The organism is Bacillus sp. JZ109 (assembly GCF_053903135.1).
Genome location: NZ_CP096388.1, coordinates 2,799,849 through 2,815,141, shown reverse-complemented (window position 1 = coordinate 2,815,141; position 15,293 = coordinate 2,799,849). Strand labels below are relative to the sequence as shown.

Here is a 15,293-nt window from a genome sequence, read left to right as displayed (position 1 = left end):
AAACAACCTTATATCACGTGTATATTGGATTGTAGGGGAGGGATATCATGGTCAAGATCATATTGGCATTTGTTTATCTATTTGGCTTCGTTGTGTTGAGCAATTGGGCTTTCGACGGAATATTTTCCGAGAGCTATTTCTCGCCAATCGGTTTCCTTTGGTCTATCTTATTTACATTTTTCATAGGGGTTTATACCGGCTTGCCTTTAATCTACAAAAAGTTTACTCAATCAAGCCGTTTGACTTTGAAAAGTAAAAAGCCGATTTATTTCACTATCGGTACAGCCGTTATTCTCTTTGGGCTTTATTTTCTCAAAAACGAAATCGCCCCCTATTTTATGCTATGTGGCTATTTTTTAACTCTGGCATCAGGTATAGCCCTGACCATCTTATTACAGCCCAAAACCAACAACTGTAAAACAGTATAACCAACAAGAATTAATTAAAAGCCCGTCGTTTTTTAGACGGGCTTTATACAAATTTAATCAAAAAGGAATATTTTTAATCAGAAACTTATGTAAGAAACCCTATAAAATAGGGTTTGGGAATAAAACGTCTGTTCGTGTCAGAACATAATCGCTACCTTGTGACAGGGGGGAGATCCCTGGTTCGAGCCCAGTCGGAATCATAGCTTAAAACCTTGCGTAGCAAGGGTTTTTTACTTTTTATGGGCTGTCGGTTTATTAATGCAGTATATGATTTAAATGAAAACTCAGGAATAATATTGAGTTGAGAAGATAAAATAAAAACCCCATTTCTAAAGTCCAAAATGGGGTTATTTCTTAATATCATATTAAGTTGCTGCTCTATCTGCGACCTTATGAGTGGACTGCTCAGAAAGAGCGTATGAAGCGCTGGATACTCCAACAATGCCAAGCAAGAGCGCTAAACAAATTGCAATTTTACATTTTTTCATTTAAATGTTTCCCCCTTGAATTTGTTTACGTGCTTCAATTGCCATTTGATAAAAATCGACCGCATCATGTCTGTCTTCTTTGTTGGTCAAAAAATCAGCAACAGCAACAGCGTATTCTTCCATATCACCATAAAGGTTTTTCTCTTTGAAGAACTTGAACACTTCTCTAAGTGTTTGTAAGTCAAATGATAAATAAAGACCTTTAACCAGTTTTAATTTCTCGGTTACTTCCTGTGGTTGTTGTGTCGGGCAGCAACCTTCTGACCTTCCTGGTATAATTCTAACGCAGCCTTTAAATCATTCTTCTTTGCTTTGACATACGCCAGATTAAAAATCGCTTTGGACTCATAAATGTGCTTTCGATTCTTATGAATTTCATAGGCGATTTTAAAATGTTTCTCATAATTGTCAAGTTCTTCAAGATTATTATAACATAATCCCACATTAAAATGAGCTGAACCAATTAAATGTTGTCCCCTATTTTTATAGCATCATATAAGGCTTTTTCAGCTGTTTCTAAAGCGTCCTCATAACGCATTTTATCTAGCAAGTTCCCAAAGATAAAAAACTGACATTGGACCATTTCCTTGCCATATGTAAGGTTCCCCTGAGCATCTTTTTGTTCTTTAAATATAGAGTATGCTCGCTGGGCATAATTCATTGAAAAATGAGTCTCTTTCATATAGTAATAGACTTCTGACATTTTGAAATAGAACTCTGCCTTATCTGTATTTGCGTTCTTATCTAATAAATCAAGATATTTTTCGGCTTCGCGATAATATGTTAAAGCAATAACTAAATCTCTCGTTCTAAAATGATACATGCCGGTAAAAAAATGATAATAGAACTCTATTGTATTGGTGAGGGATGCACTCGAAGTCGTCTAATGATTTATAAATGGCATCTATCTTTTTCAAGAAAATGTTATAATGAAAAGCCATAAAATGATAGGAGGGGGAATTTCGATGCATTACATAACGGCATGTTTAAAAATCATCAGTGATAAAGACCTTAATGAGATAATGAAGGAATTCAAAAAACTTGAGGAAGAAACGAACAAAGAAGAGGGTTGTATTACATTCCATGCTTATCCGCTTGAGCCATCAGAACGTAAAATAATGCTTTGGGAGATTTGGGAAAACGAAGAAGCTGTGAAAACCCATTTCACGAAAAAACACACAATAGACGTTCAAAAACAAGAATTAACGGAAGTAGAATGGTTAATGAAAAGCAATGTGAATGATTAAAAAGGCGTCTTCAAAAGAGACATTCAAAAACTAAGAAGCGGAAAGTTGTTGGCGGATTGTTGTCCAACTCCGACAACAATATCATGCGGAGAATTAAATACATTTATTAATAATAAGTTTAAAAGCTTGGAGAAAAAAATGAAAAAGAAAACCCAAATTATACTTTCCCTTTTAGCAGCACTTATAGTTATATTGATAGCACTACCAGTTCTATCTCCTGTTGTTTTTACAGCTGCTTCTGAAAAAGGAGCAATCAGACACGAAATTTATAAAAGAGGATATCCCTATCAGAGCTACTTTGCAGTTCTCCAAAAAGAAGGTGACAATGAATCTGGGAATCTTTATGATGTGAATTGGCTTGATTGGAAAGGTGAAACGGGACAAACGCCTCACTTATGCTATTCAAAAAAAGCATCAAACGGTAAATACAAAGTAGATTGTGGAACCGGGCCGTAAAAAAATGCCCGAGATGAAAGGTCTGCGGATACTGATCACTGGACAGAGAACGCTGTGCTTTGGTTGGTGTCCGTTTTTTATTTCGTATACTAAGCTGACATAAAACGAAAACAAGAAGCTATCACAGAATCAGGTCGTTTCTAGCAGTTAACTCAAAATCATAAAATCGCATTTTTCCGGAAGCTTCGGTAAAAAACGAAACTTTTGTCTCTATGATTTTATTTTATAATGTAAACGGTTTCTTATATAGTATACTTATACTATCAATTTGCTCAAGTAGATACTGACAGGAAGGATAGAAAAACAGATGGAATACATAAATACAAGACAAAAAGAGATTTTGTATCTGTTGTTATCTGAACCTGATGACTATTTAGTTGTGCAAGATTTCGCAGATAGGGTACAGTGTTCTGAAAAAACAATCCGAAATGATTTGAAAGTGATCGAGGATTATCTCAATGAGCATTCTCATGCACAGCTTATTCGAAAACCAGGGTTGGGCGTTTATTTACATATAGAAGAACAAGAAAGGACCTGGCTAAGCCAACAATTACATACTGAACATTTTTCTTCTAGGCAGCGGAGCGATGAAGAAAGAATGCTGCACATTGCTTATGACTTATTAATGAATCCGAAGCCTGTTTCCGCAAAAGACATTGCTGCTCGGCATTTTGTCAATCGATCTTCCATAAAAAAGGATTTATACGCAGTAGAAGAGTGGCTGAAGCGTTTTGATCTCACACTGGTTTCTAGGCAGCGGCTTGGATTAAAGGTTGAAGGGAACGAAAGAAATAAAAGAAAAGCATTGGCAAGAATATCTGATTTGATTCACAATACAACGTTTACGAGCCAATTTATTAAAAGTAAGTTTTTACATTATGAAGTAGACTTTGTGACGAAAGAAATCAAATCACTACAAAAAAAGCATTCCCTCTATTTCACAGACGAAACGTTTGAAAGTTTGCTGCTGCATACATTGTTAATGGTCCGCCGCATCAAAATGAAGCAGCTGATTTCATTGTCCCCAAAAGAAATGGCGGCAGTAAGAAAGAAGAAAGAATATCAATGGACATTTGCTTGTTTACAGCGGCTTGAACCGGTTTTTGCAATCCGCTTCCCTGAAGAAGAAGCCGTGTACTTAACATTACATATATTGGGCGGTAAAGTTCGTTATCCATTGCAGACAGAAGAGAATTTTGAAAATGCTGTGCTTCCTAAGGTTGTAGGGCATTTAATCAATCGTGTTTCAGAGCTGAAAATGATGGATTTTCATAAGGATCAGGATTTGATCAATGGTTTGAACATTCATCTCAATACTGTGCTACAACGGCTGAGCTACGATCTTTCTGTAGCAAATCCTATGCTCAATGACATCAAAAAGATGTACCCTTATTTGTTCCACCTCATCATTGATGTTTTGGAAGACATCAATCAAACTTTTGATCTTCATATTCCTGAGGAAGAGGCAGCATATTTGACATTGCATTTTCAGGCAGCGATCGAACGGATGCAGGGCAGCAGCGAGACACATAAAAAGGCGGTTATCGTCTGCCACATGGGGATTGGGATGTCACAATTGCTGCGGACAAAAATTGAACGGAAATATCACCAAATCGCTGTAATGGCTTGTATTGCAAAGGCCGATTTAAAGGATTATATCAAAAAGCATGAGGATATTGATCTTGTCATATCCACCATTGCGCTGGAGAATATAACGGTTCCCCATATTGTTGTGTCTCCGCTTTTAGAGCCTGGCGAAGAGAAGAAATTAAGTGCGTTTATATGTCAGCTGGGCGAATCACACCGCCAAAAACAAAAAACGTTTCAGATGCTGAACAATACGACTCCTTTTTTGGTTTTTTTGCAGCAGGAGGCAGAGCACCGCTACAAGTTAATCGAACAGCTGGCGACAGCTTTGTTTGAGAAAGGCTATGTTAATAAGGACTATGCGGTTCATGCGGTGATGAGGGAAAAAATGTCGGCGACAAATATTGGATCAGGCATTGCCATTCCTCATGCAAACGCTAAATTTATTAAACAATCAGCAATCGCGATTGCCACATTAAAGGAGCCGCTTGAATGGGGAAATGAAAAAGTTTCGCTCGTTTTTATGCTGGCTGTCAAACACGAGGATCAAACCATGACAAAGCAGCTGTTTAGCGAGCTTTCATATCTTAGCGAGCAGCCGGCCTTCGTCCAGAAGCTGACGAAGAAGCCAATGTCATGACATTTTTATCTCATTTGGATTATTAAAGCAGGGATTATTCCTTGCTTTTTTTTGTTATAGGGAAAAATGCCTTTATTACCGGAACCTATGGTAAAAAAAAGCGATTTTAATGAGCTGATTTCGGTATACAGTTGAGACAAGATCTTATTATTCACACTTTAAAGGAGGTTTCCTATGAAACTGTTAGCGATTACATCTTGTCCGAATGGAATCGCCCATACGTATATGGCAGCGGAAAATCTGCAAAAAGCTGCTGACAGACTGGGCGTTAGCATCAAAGTTGAGACCCAGGGAGGGATTGGTGTCGAAAATAAGCTAACCGAAGAGGAAATTCGCGAAGCGGACGCAATCATTATTGCTGCAGACCGCTCGGTAAACAAAGACCGGTTTATAGGCAAAAAACTGCTGTCTGTGGGGGTACAGGACGGCATCCGCAAACCGGAAGAATTGATTCAAAAAGCTCTTAACGGGGATATACCGGTCTATCGTTCCGCTTTAAAATCGGAATCCGGTAATCATCAGGAGAAGAAACAAAATCCAATTTACCGTCATTTAATGAACGGCGTTTCATTTATGGTTCCTTTCATTGTCGTCGGTGGATTATTGATAGCGGTTGCATTAACGCTTGGAGGGGAGAAAACACCTAAAGGCTTAGTTATTCCGGATGATTCCTTCTGGAAAACGATTGAACAGATCGGCAGTGCTTCATTTTCATTTATGATTCCGATTTTAGCCGGCTATATCGCCTATAGCATCGCTGATAAACCGGGGCTTGTGCCAGGGATGATCGGCGGTTATATTGCGGCGACTGGAAGTTTTTATGACAGCGCAAGCGGCGCCGGATTCCTCGGGGGGATTATTGCCGGGTTTTTGGCTGGATACGCGGCACTTTGGATCAAAAAATTAAAAGTTCCAAAAGCAATCCAGCCGATTATGCCGATTATTATTATTCCGGTGTTTGCATCACTGATTGTAGGTTTAGCGTTTGTGTTTTTGATCGGCGCGCCTGTAGCTCAAATTTTCGCCTCTTTAACAGTTTGGCTGGCGGGGATGAAAGGGTCGAGCTCGATCCTTCTGGCATTGATTTTAGGGGCGATGATCTCATTTGATATGGGCGGTCCCGTAAATAAGGTGGCGTTTCTGTTTGGATCGGCAATGATTGGAGAAGGGAATTATGAAATTATGGGACCAATTGCTGTCGCCATTTGTATCCCCCCGATTGGCCTTGGCATTGCGACGTTTTTAGGAAAAAGAAAATTCGAGGCATCTCAAAGAGAAATGGGGAAAGCGGCATTTACGATGGGGTTATTCGGCATTACTGAAGGAGCGATTCCATTTGCGGCGCAGGACCCTCTGCGCGTTATTCCAAGTATTATGGCAGGCTCAATGACAGGTTCTGTGATAGCCATGATTGGCAATGTGGGAGACAGAGTGGCGCACGGCGGACCTATCGTTGCAGTGCTTGGCGCAGTTGATCATGTCCTGATGTTTTTTATTGCTGTGATTGCAGGATCTCTTGTCACTGCTCTGTTCGTCAATGTACTAAAAAAGGATATTACGGCGTCTCCTGTGCTCAGTGAAACTGCACCGCCCTCCGCGCCAAGTGAAGCTGCGGCAGCAAATGAAATAAAGCAGCCAATTCAAAGCCAAAAAGCTGAGATGTCGGAATTTAAAAAACTGACAGACATTATCAGCCCGGAATTAATTGAACCAAATTTATCGGGGGAAACGAGGGATGACATCATAGATGAATTGATTCAGAAATTGTCCCGAAGAGGTGCGCTGCTTTCAGAGAGCGGGTTTAAACAAGCCATTTTGAATCGTGAACAACAGGGAACAACGGCGATTGGCATGAATATCGCGATTCCGCACGGAAAGTCTGAGGCGGTCAGGGAGCCGAGTGTTGCCTTTGGGATCAAACGATCAGGTGTTAATTGGAATAGCCTGGATGGATCAGAAGCTAAATTAATCTTTATGATTGCTGTACCGAAAGAGAGCGGGGGAAACCAGCATCTCAAAATACTGCAGATGCTATCTCGAAAGCTAATGGATGACAATTATAGGGAACGGCTGCTCTCCGTGCAAACAACAGAAGAAGCATACAAGCTGCTAGAAGAAATCGAATAAAGCGGGGGATTTTCATGACGATTGAACCGTTATTTTTCAAGCCTGTTTTCAAAGAAAGAATTTGGGGCGGGACCGCTTTAGCTGATTTTGGCTATACCATTCCGTCACAACGAACAGGAGAGTGCTGGGCTTTTGCCGCGCATCAAAATGGTCAAAGCGTTGTTCAAAACGGAATGTATAAGGGGTTCACGCTCAGCGAATTATGGGAACATAATAGACATTTATTCGGACAGCTTGAAGGGGACCGTTTCCCTCTGCTTACAAAAATATTAGATGCTGACCAGGACTTATCTGTTCAGGTGCATCCGAATGATGAATATGCCAACATACATGAAAACGGTGAGCTTGGAAAAACAGAATGCTGGTACATTATTGATTGCCAAAAAGATGCCGAGATTATTTATGGCCACAATGCAACAACAAAGGAAGAACTAACTACCATGATAGAGCGTGGAGAATGGGATGAGCTCTTGCGCCGTGTAAAGGTAAAGCCGGGGGATTTTTTCTATGTGCCAAGCGGTACTGTTCATGCGATTGGAAAAGGAATTCTTGCTTTGGAGACGCAGCAGAACTCAGACACAACCTACAGATTATATGATTATGACCGAAAAGATGCAGAAGGCAAGCTGCGCGAGCTTCATCTGAAAAAGAGCATCGAAGTGATAGAGGTCCCGTCTATTCCAGAACGGCATACAGTTCACCATGAACAAATTGAGGATTTGCTTACAACGACATTGATTGAATGCGCTTACTTTTCGGTGGGGAAATGGAACTTATCAGGATCAGCAAGCTTAAAGCAGCAAAAACCATTCCTTCTTATCAGTGTGATTGAAGGGGAGGGCCGTATGATCTCTGGTGAGTATGTCTATCCTTTCAAAAAAGGAGATCATATGTTGCTGCCTTACGGTCTTGGAGAATTTAAACTCGAAGGATATGCAGAATGTATCGTCTCCCATCTGTAACATGGCAGGGCTTGAGAAATAAATTTGCGAGTGAAGACGCCTATTCTCCAGCAATATCTAAATAAAATAAGAGTTTAATAGTCGGAGAAGAAATGTTACACTCTTTTCTGTATATGGTAAAGAATGAAAAAACACGATTCGGTTGGTAGTCCGGATGCATGATTGAGAATGTCAGTAACCTTCCCCTCCTCGGGATGTCCATCATTCTTTAATATCTTTTATGAGGAGGGAATCGTTATGAAATTAACGATTTACTACGATGGTCAGTTTTGGGTAGGCGTTGTTGAAGTTGTGGACAATGGAAAGCTAAGAGCCTTTCGTCATCTTTTTGGCAAAGAGCCGAGGGATTCTGAAGTATTAGAGTTTGTTCATAACCAACTCCTGAATATGTTGGCCCAAGCTGAGCAGGAAGGAGTGAGTTTACAAGGCAGACGTCAAAAAAAGATCAATCCAAAAAGATTGCAGCGCCAGGTTTCAAAAGAGTTGAAAAACGCCGGAGTAGCTTCTAAAGCTCAAGAGGCGATAAAGCTAGAGCTTGAAGCAAGAAAGCAAAAGAAAAAACAAATAATGAAAGAACAACGAGAACATGTAAAAGAGCAAAGGTATATGTTCAAAAAGCAAAAAGCGAAAAAGAAGCACAGAGGTAAATAATCCAAACAAAAGCAGGCGCAGTGCCTGCTTTTGTAATTAAGAACTCTACTTTGTAACATATATCCAATGCATATAATCCGCTGATTTATGATCCAATATAAACCCTAACTTCTCCAAAGTTTTTTGTGAACCTAGATTATCATGTTCGCATCTTGCGGTGATCCGGTTAACTGTTTCTTGGCTTAATGCCCAGTTTATTAGTCTTTGGGCGGCTTCCACACAATAACCCTTGCGGCGATGACTTTTATTTGTTGCAAAACCAATTTCAATCATGCCATTCTCGTCTGGATCACCTAAAAATCCAGTTCCTCCAACAATTTCATGATTGTCCTTCTTTACAATAATCCATGAATCAAATCCTTTTGTTCCATTGTTTTTAACTAAAATCTCGCGGAAATAAGGTATCGCTTCAAAAAAATCAGAATTTGGCCATTCACCATTTGTTTCATAACCTAAGTCTTTGATAGCCTGATGATCTTGTTTAGACGCGGCGTCAAGAAGGGGAATATCAATCGTTTTTAATCGTAATCGATTCGTCTCAAGGAGAACCATATATCTAATCCTCTTTTCTTTTTACTGGGAATAATGATAACATATAACAATTTTCTCTGATACCTTGGCAGTAGAGAAAGATGAAGAAATTGAGGGGAATTGAAAGAGTGACAGGTAAGAGTTTGCCCAGACCAAAAACGGGTAGGAAAATACCGATGTTAATGTGTCCCTACCCGTTTTTCTGTTCCTGAATGCAGGGTTTCTGATAACATGTTGTGCTACCTTTTCGCAATCAAATAAAGCGATATGGCTCTTTGGGTTTGCACAGGATTATGAATGATAATGACCCATTGGTTTCTTCGTCTTGGAAAGCTTGCTACAGCATACAATGGAGCAGTATCGCGCGGAGTGAATCCACCATTTATCACGTTGATATCTCTTCCTTCAAGATGACAAACTAAGTATTCACCTGGATTGATGACCTGTTGGTTCGTCCATGCGTAAGAATAAAAGCCGTCTCCAAGATCTTCGGTGGAAGATGGGGGGACAAAGCCATCTACAGTCAATGTGATTTCTCTTCTTCGCTGTCTTTCTGAGAAGTCTGGACTTCTTTGAGGGTTATGAGTATGTGAAAAGTAAGGAATTAACGCAGGGCCATAAAAGTAATGATACAAAGCAACCACTCCTTTATTTTCCATTCATACAAATTGTATGTGAGAGTTATTTGTTCATTCCTGTTTTGTTCCATGTAGTCTAATAATGGGCTATAGGCGTCCAAGGAAATCAATTTGTCCTTTCGTTGATTCAATGCTAGTAACCTTGAAAATGCAGGTTAGGATGATAGAATTTACATATTACTGCAAGAAGTTAGACATACATCATTTTGATAGTGGGTGAAAACAATGGCGAAAAAAATGGCGAAAACAAATGCGGTTCGTCTGATAGAACAGCAGAACATCTCTTATGAGGTATTAGGGTATAAAACAGACGGCCAGCCGGTAGATGGCATCTCTGTTGCGGAAAAAATCGGTTATCCTTTGAAATATGTATATAAAACGTTGGTTGCAGCAGCAGGAACAAATCATTATTATGTCTTTGTTGTACCCGTTGCAGAAGAGTTAGATGTAAAAAAGGCAGCAAAGGTGACAGGGGAAAAGAAAATAGAAATGATTGCAATGAAGGAGCTATTAGCGGTAACTGGCTATCTTCGCGGCGGCTGCTCGCCAATTGGCATGAAAAAATTGTTCCCGACCTATATTGATGCATCTGCAGAAACGCTTGATTTTATCATTGTCAGTGCAGGGAAAATCGGTATGCAGCTAAAGTTGGCGCCACAAGATTTAGCCAAATCATGTGATGCCGCATTTGCAGAAATTGTATAGATGCAGATATAGGGGGAAACAAAAAAGCTTAGTCATATCGATTAAGCTTTTTCCGCATCCCTTTCAAATATGATTTCAAAATAAGCAGCTGCCCCATACCCATCTATACTGGGAGCGAAAATCTGAACAAATCTCCAGCCTCTTTTCGCATAATCATGGATGATTTGCTGGTAGTCTTCTTTAGGCCTTCTTCTCATCGTACTCAGTTCAACTCTTACGAATTCATATTCTTTCATCGTTTGATCCCTCCTATTAAGGTATACGCATAATTGTGCAAGAAGTTCCAAAAACCTAGGTTAAGGTCTGCCTCACTAAACACAGGAACATCTTGAAGAGTTAAGGGGCTATAAAAACGAATTTCACCGGGTCAGCAGTCCAAATGAATCTCTTGCTTATTGCATTTGACTGAGTATATAAGTAAAAAAAGAGCGGCCAGAACATATAAGAAGGAGATGATCATTAACGCACTCATAACAGGGTAGTGTTTAGCGGAGTAAATGAAAAAATCAAGCTGTGAAATTTGTTTGGGGCTGCTGACGGCATCAATTCCATTAAGCAGTTTTGAGAGTTTAGCAGTATAGTTCCAATCAAATCGATCTGAAACAAGCTCGCTTCCTTGATACCAATTAACAGCAGCTAAAAACAGAAATACCATAATAGAAAATCCAAGCTGAACAACTAAAAATATTCCCTTCACTTTTGTATGACCTCCAAATCTATGAATATGGGAAAATCAAACAATATATTACCACCGTATGGGTTATTCTTGCAATTTCACTTCCATACAACTCAAACGCAAGTCTATTTTTTTGTTTGTTTTTGGCTTATAATACCTGATGATGGAAAAAGAGTGAGGGTTTATAGATTAGAGAAACAAATGTATTTATTTGTGGAGAGAGTATAGAAGCATTCGATTAATCTGCTTTTTCACAGAAACGGTTTTCATCTGTTTGCCTGAGCTTTACAATTGGCTGGCAAAAAAACAATGATTTCTTTCAATCAAAACATGCAACGATGCGACATATTTTATATCTTGATGACTTATCTCATTGCCTTTAAGTCATCCTATCGAGAAAGCGATGGTATTTTATGAACAAAGAAACCCTAAAAAACATACTCATGATTTTTTCAATATGCGCAATCCTCCGAGAAACCGATGGTATGCGCATAGCTGATAGCTGGATTTTGAGTGAGATTATACGATTTTTGATTTGCATGGTTGTGTTTTTTGCCATGACATTTCTATTAGATGCTGTTTTTCCAAACAAAAAAGAGTCACATTAATGTGTGGCTCTTTTTGCATCATCTGATCAGAAACATCATAAATGAATCGATCATCATGATGAAGAACAGCAAGCAAAAATAAATAAGTGAGTAGACAAACATATCCTTTGCCCACTTCACGTCATCGTCTGTTTTGAATCCTTTGATGCTTTTTTTGATCCATATGCCTCCGAGAACCAAGGCGGCTAAAAAATAAAATGGGCTTATATGGCCGGTGCCGAGAGAGAAAGGAAATAATAGCGTGACCGGCACCAGGACGGCAATATATTGCATCATTTTTATTTTTGTTACATGGTTGCCTTTGACTACTGGCAAGAGCGGAACGCCAGCGGCACGATATTCCTCTTTGCGTCTTATCCCAATCGCCCAAAAATGCGGCGGCTGCCACAGAAACATAATCGTGTACAACAGCACTGCTGTCATACTGAGGTCACCGGTTACGGCACAATACCCCATCAATGGCGGCGCAGCACCTGGAAAGCTCCCGACAAATGTGCTCCACACAGACGTTCGTTTCACCCATACCGTATAGATGATCGCATAAAAAATAAAGGCGGCCAGTCCGAGAAAGGCCGTTAATGGATTGAGGGAATAAAGCATGGCAAGACCTGCGATCCCTAAAACAGAGCCATATGTTAAGATCATGGCTGGCGGCATTTTCCCTGTGACCGAGGCCCTGCTGCGAGTGCGTGCCATTTTTGCGTCCATATGCCGATCAAAATAGTTGTTATAGACAGTGCCGGAAGCCATCACAAACGCGGTTCCCAACATTGCTGTTACCATTGTCATCAAAAAAGCCATGCCGGTTAACGTTTTTTCTGCGCTTGCAAACGCGATCCAAAACCCGCCGAAGGCTGCTATCGAGTTTGATATGATAATGCCGGGTTTTGCAAGTTTGATAAAATCGTAAATGGTTACCCGGTTCGAAGCTTTTATGTATTTTGTTTCAGATATGGCTGCAGAATCTCTTGTATTCTCCAAAAATAGACGCCTCCCCCAAAACTGCATGCTTTTGTTATCGTAACAAGAGGGGGGCGGAATCACAATTATTTCCTATATTTGTCATGATATTGTCATTTTTAAAACAAAAAAATGGGGAGCTGGACTGCCCCCATTTTGATATGCGGCGACTAGTAACCGTAACCTCCGCCATATCCTCCGCCATAACCGCCGCCGTAACCGTACCAAGGGTAGTAAGGCGGGCGCGGGCGCGGGTAGTAATAAGGCGGGCGCGGATAAAACGGGTAGAACGGATAATAATAAGGCGGATAAAATGGCCGTCTCGGGCGCGGATAATAATAGGGCTGTCTTTCATCATAAGGGGTAATTTGTTCAAATGGCTGTTCATTCAAAGGGTAATCCAAGAGGAAAACCTCCCTAGCTTTTTTTATTCCTTTTACCATATTCTTGATGCTTAAGTTGGGTGTATGTACATTTATGAAACTCGGTTTTTTTATGATGAAATTCCTTAAAAAGGATTGACATGAACTTCTAAATCTCATAGTATTACAAATGTGAAATAAATGTTACTACAATGTTACAAAAGCATTTCTAAATAGATACAGTTCCAACTGATGAAGAGTAAATCGAAATGGCTACGAAAGAAGGAGTTTTTGTTGTTGGCAAAAAGAATCAAATGGTTTCATGTATTAATAGCAGTTGTATGTGTGGTGGGCCTTATCGGCTTTTTCCATAATCATTCATTGAAAAAAGAAACGGTCATGAATAAAGTAAGAACTGATTCTCAATATGGGAATGTTGAGATCGCAACGCTTGTGAATGACGGGAAAACTTTTAATTACGCGGTTAACTATCCCGTTTTCAAAAATGAAAAAATGGATTCGGCATTAAAAAGATTCGCAGAAAAAGAGGTTCGTCAATTTCAAAAGGAAACAAAAGACGTTGACCAAGAGCATACGACAAAACGCAACGAATTAAATGTTGATTATAAAATTGTCCATTATGCCAAACAGACAGTGGCGATTGTATTTAATGAATATAAATACATCGGCGGGGCACACGGGCAAACCGTGAAAAAAACGTTTAACTATGATTTTAGTAAACAAGCGTTTCTTTCCATTGATGATATTTTCAAAGAGGACGCTGACTACTTACATAAGCTTTCGTTAATCGCTTATCACGAACTGAAAAAGAATAAGGACATTGCAGCGGACGATGCACTGTTAAAGGAAGGGACGGCTCCGAAAAAAGAAAATTTCAGCCGCTTTGCCATCAAGGAGGATTATATCGAACTTTACTTTGACACATATCAGGTTGCAGCAGGCTATCTTGGAGAGCAATCGATTGCCATTAAGAAAAGTCTTTTGAAAGACATTCTGAAAGAACAATATATTGATAAAGCAAAAAATAAAAATAAAATCAAAGAACAAAAGCCGAAGCATGAAGTGATTTCTTTACCCAAAGAGGAAACGGTTGATCCAAATCAAAAAGTCATTGCGCTTACTTTCGACGACGGCCCGAATCCTGCGACAACAAATCAGATTCTAGACTCCTTGAAGAAATATAAGGGTCATGCCACGTTTTTTGTTTTGGGGAGCAGGGTTCAATATTATCCGGAAACGCTAATAAGAATGCTGAAAGAAGGAAATGAGGTGGGGAACCATTCATGGAGCCATCCACTTCTCACAAGGCTTTCAGTGAAAGAAGCGTTAAAGCAGATCAATGACACGCAAGACATCATTGAAAAAATAAGCGGATACCGCCCGACGCTTGTAAGACCCCCATACGGCGGCATTAATGATGAACTGCGGAGTCAAATGAAAATGGATGTTGCGTTATGGGATGTTGACCCGGAAGATTGGAAAGACCGTAACAAAAAAACAATCGTTGACCGTGTCATGAGTCAGGCGGGAGATGGAAGAACCATTTTAATTCACGATATTTACCGCACCTCTGCTGATGCGGCCGATGAAATTATGAAAAAGCTCACCGATCAAGGATATCAATTGGTGACGGTTTCTCAGCTTGAAGAGGTTAAAAAACAAAGAGAAGCGAAATAAATTACAAAAGGCTGTCCGTACGGACAGCCTTTTTTCTATTTAATAAGAGCCTGTGGTGGCCCAAACATTTAAGTTTGGTCCTGAATACTTGCCAAAAGCGTAAGAAGTCCTTGGATCTAAATCATATACCATCGGTGTATAGCAAGACTTTTGGCCGGCCACCGCTTTTCCATTGCCGCCTGCAGAATCACAATTATATCTCTTGCCGTCCGTGTTTCGGGTAATCTCCGCATTTGCTTCAAAGCCAGACGTCAATGTATTATTCATCGTGATTTTTGCCCAAGCCGTTTTACATGTACTGCTGAATTTAAGCTCGACTACTCCGATGACTTGATTGCTGGCATTCACTAAGTTTGAGGATTTTTTTGTAGAGCCGGTGGACGCACAATCATTGTAATAAGGGCTTTTTCCATCGTAGGCATGGGTTTCCGCATTGGCGGGTACTCCTTTGACGGCAAAAACAAATACTACTGCGAATAACACCAATGAAGCCTTCGTAAACAGTCTTTTCATATCCTTTATGACCTCC

The 15,293-nt window shown here is 39.9% G+C and carries 17 protein-coding genes and 1 pseudogene; 9 read left to right on the top strand and 9 right to left on the bottom strand.

Going from position 1 to position 15,293, the window contains the following annotated elements:
- Positions 1-47 precede the first annotated feature (47 nt).
- Positions 48-428, top strand: a complete 381-nt coding sequence (locus tag M1D94_RS14825) for a hypothetical protein (protein WP_029317635.1) — start codon at positions 48-50, stop codon at positions 426-428.
- Between the two features lie 488 nt (positions 429-916).
- Here the strand turns inward: M1D94_RS14825 and M1D94_RS14820 are convergent, their stop codons facing one another.
- Both M1D94_RS14820 and M1D94_RS14815 read right to left on the bottom strand, forming a co-directional pair.
- On the bottom strand, positions 917-1,039 hold the full coding sequence (locus tag M1D94_RS14820) for a response regulator aspartate phosphatase I (RefSeq protein WP_224588918.1): 123 nt from the start codon (positions 1,037-1,039) through the stop codon (positions 917-919).
- Between the two features lie 340 nt (positions 1,040-1,379).
- A complete protein-coding gene (locus M1D94_RS14815) occupies positions 1,380-1,598 on the bottom strand; it encodes a hypothetical protein (RefSeq protein WP_249849649.1) in 219 nt (72 codons plus the stop codon).
- 247 nt (positions 1,599-1,845) lie between these two features.
- Between M1D94_RS14815 and M1D94_RS14810 the strand changes: the two genes are divergently transcribed.
- From M1D94_RS14810 to M1D94_RS14785, 6 genes and pseudogenes are all read left to right on the top strand, one after another.
- Positions 1,846-2,163, top strand: a complete 318-nt coding sequence (locus M1D94_RS14810) for a putative quinol monooxygenase (RefSeq protein WP_015252322.1) — start codon at positions 1,846-1,848, stop codon at positions 2,161-2,163.
- Between the two features lie 138 nt (positions 2,164-2,301).
- The gene (locus M1D94_RS14805) at positions 2,302-2,619 is read left to right on the top strand and encodes a hypothetical protein (RefSeq protein WP_041345315.1); all 318 of its coding nucleotides are present in this window, start codon (positions 2,302-2,304) and stop codon (positions 2,617-2,619) included.
- A gap of 307 nt (positions 2,620-2,926) precedes the next feature.
- Positions 2,927-4,872: pseudogene (gene manR, locus M1D94_RS14800) on the top strand (mannose transport/utilization transcriptional regulator ManR).
- 148 nt (positions 4,873-5,020) lie between these two features.
- Positions 5,021-6,973 carry a PTS mannose transporter subunit IIABC gene (gene manP, locus M1D94_RS14795; protein ID WP_103803749.1) on the top strand — a complete coding sequence of 651 codons (1,953 nt, stop codon included), beginning with the start codon at positions 5,021-5,023 and terminating at the stop codon, positions 6,971-6,973.
- Positions 6,974-6,987: 14 nt separating this feature from the next.
- The gene (manA, locus tag M1D94_RS14790) at positions 6,988-7,935 is read left to right on the top strand and encodes a mannose-6-phosphate isomerase, class I (RefSeq protein WP_326243190.1); all 948 of its coding nucleotides are present in this window, start codon (positions 6,988-6,990) and stop codon (positions 7,933-7,935) included.
- A gap of 168 nt (positions 7,936-8,103) precedes the next feature.
- Positions 8,104-8,586: a YjdF family protein gene (locus M1D94_RS14785; RefSeq protein ID WP_124048317.1), complete on the top strand. Its 483-nt coding sequence runs from the start codon at positions 8,104-8,106 to the stop codon at positions 8,584-8,586.
- Between the two features lie 45 nt (positions 8,587-8,631).
- Here M1D94_RS14785 and M1D94_RS14780 read toward each other — a convergent pair whose 3' ends face one another.
- Positions 8,632-9,138, bottom strand: coding sequence for a GNAT family N-acetyltransferase (locus M1D94_RS14780; RefSeq protein WP_124048318.1), 507 nt, complete (start codon positions 9,136-9,138; stop codon positions 8,632-8,634).
- Between the two features lie 218 nt (positions 9,139-9,356).
- Entirely contained in the window at positions 9,357-9,752 is a 396-nt protein-coding gene (locus M1D94_RS14775; protein WP_009967031.1) for a hypothetical protein, read from the bottom strand.
- Positions 9,753-9,980: 228 nt separating this feature from the next.
- Here M1D94_RS14775 and ybaK point away from each other — a divergent pair, with 228 nt between their 5' ends.
- On the top strand, positions 9,981-10,460 hold the full coding sequence (gene ybaK / locus M1D94_RS14770) for a Cys-tRNA(Pro) deacylase (RefSeq protein WP_041850956.1): 480 nt from the start codon (positions 9,981-9,983) through the stop codon (positions 10,458-10,460).
- 41 nt (positions 10,461-10,501) lie between these two features.
- Here the strand turns inward: ybaK and M1D94_RS14765 are convergent, their stop codons facing one another.
- The 4 genes from M1D94_RS14765 to cotT form a co-directional block, all read right to left on the bottom strand.
- Positions 10,502-10,696, bottom strand: coding sequence for a DUF4177 domain-containing protein (locus M1D94_RS14765; RefSeq protein ID WP_003232825.1), 195 nt, complete (start codon positions 10,694-10,696; stop codon positions 10,502-10,504).
- A gap of 131 nt (positions 10,697-10,827) precedes the next feature.
- A complete protein-coding gene (locus tag M1D94_RS14760; RefSeq protein ID WP_003232822.1) occupies positions 10,828-11,157 on the bottom strand; it encodes a YjdJ family protein in 330 nt (109 codons plus the stop codon).
- 605 nt (positions 11,158-11,762) lie between these two features.
- Entirely contained in the window at positions 11,763-12,752 is a 990-nt protein-coding gene (gene cyoE / locus M1D94_RS14755; RefSeq protein WP_249852638.1) for a heme o synthase, read from the bottom strand.
- Between the two features lie 122 nt (positions 12,753-12,874).
- Positions 12,875-13,108 carry a spore coat protein CotT gene (cotT, locus tag M1D94_RS14750; protein ID WP_014479515.1) on the bottom strand — a complete coding sequence of 78 codons (234 nt, stop codon included), beginning with the start codon at positions 13,106-13,108 and terminating at the stop codon, positions 12,875-12,877.
- Positions 13,109-13,360: 252 nt separating this feature from the next.
- Here cotT and pdaC point away from each other — a divergent pair, with 252 nt between their 5' ends.
- The gene (gene pdaC / locus M1D94_RS14745) at positions 13,361-14,764 is read left to right on the top strand and encodes a peptidoglycan-N-acetylmuramic acid deacetylase PdaC (RefSeq protein WP_032725486.1); all 1,404 of its coding nucleotides are present in this window, start codon (positions 13,361-13,363) and stop codon (positions 14,762-14,764) included.
- A gap of 39 nt (positions 14,765-14,803) precedes the next feature.
- Here the strand turns inward: pdaC and M1D94_RS14740 are convergent, their stop codons facing one another.
- Positions 14,804-15,277 (bottom strand): YjfA family protein, encoded by a 474-nt coding sequence (locus M1D94_RS14740; RefSeq protein ID WP_014476498.1) that lies wholly within the window; start codon positions 15,275-15,277, stop codon positions 14,804-14,806.
- Positions 15,278-15,293 lie beyond the last annotated feature (16 nt).